The organism is Salinibacter altiplanensis, from assembly GCF_002894645.1.
GTDB classification, from domain to species: domain Bacteria; phylum Bacteroidota; class Rhodothermia; order Rhodothermales; family Salinibacteraceae; genus Salinibacter; species Salinibacter altiplanensis.
In genome coordinates, this window is sequence record NZ_NCQY01000006.1 from 1 (window position 1) to 1,126 (window position 1,126).

A 1,126-nucleotide genomic window follows, 5' to 3' on the forward strand; every position below is an offset into this window, starting at 1 on the left:
GTATCGATTTGGAAAGTGAAGGAACGTCCATCGTACCGGGTTTGCTCCACTGTACCGGAAAGCATCACTCTAACAATCAATAACAGCGGAAAGCGCTCTCCTAATTTGGACAGACTTAAGGAGGATCGGAGGCAGAGTGACAAGGGACAGGAAGGGAGCAGGGAAGGAAGAGACAACTGGGGCAGGGAGAAGAGATCAAGGATTACCTTCCCCAGAATAGTAAATTTGGATCACGACGAGACAGGCACTCCCGTTATCCCCTGGTGGGTTCATCAACTTAGCCAGCTGGGACACTCTACTGGAGATTTGGACAGCATCGAAGACCTGAAGTACAGCAACAAGCACTACGCCCTGAAAGTCCTGCGGGAATCTCGAAACTTGACTTCCGACGAAATCAGCCTACCCGGAAAGGTTTGCCGTTTCGTACCTCCCACTCTACGCTCTACAACTCTGGGGCGCTACCCAAGCTTAGAGCAACACGATGGACACCGCGCATTCTTCCTTTACTTGCTCACCACGACCTTTCGGGACGAGGACACCCGAAATCCGGTCATCTCCACTGAGCAGATTGCTCGTTGTTACGGAGACGAGGCACAGAAGTGGAGGAATCAAGGCAACCTCAAAGCGTCGGTGATACTGCGCCGCTTCAGTAGCGACGTGGCCTACATCGAGTGGTCTTCACCGAACCGATGGTTGGGGAAAGCACGGACCCTTCAGCGCATCGATCTGGACGCCTCCCTGAGGAAAGACTGGGAGGAGGCGCTAAGCTCATCCATTAGTGGGGATGCCGTTGACTTCTGGAGTGGGAAGAAGCGAGTCGACGTCTCACCCCGGCAGACAGAACACCGGGAGAAACTGAGAGAGCGTAGCAGGGGGCAGGAGCCGCCGTGTGAGGACTCTAAGCGGTGGCGGGGCTACCAACGGGTGTGATCCCAGCCTATTTGAGAGCGTTGTAGACCGTCTCCCGAAGGCTTACAAGCGGGTTCGCAACGATCCTAAGTTCACCGGACAGAAGAGAGCAGAAGCCATTCGGCACCTTCGGGCTATCGAAGAACAGCCTATGCCGATTTACGGGTTTGGAGTGAACCCGATATAACGGACAGGTGACCGCTTTCACACTGCGGCA

General features: G+C 54.7%; 1 protein-coding gene. It reads left to right on the forward strand.

What is annotated here, in order from left to right:
• Positions 1–930 (forward strand): hypothetical protein (locus B7R93_RS03155; protein WP_232797954.1); only part of this gene is annotated, 930 nt, incomplete at its 5' end.
• Positions 931–1,126: the final 196 nt, after the last annotated feature.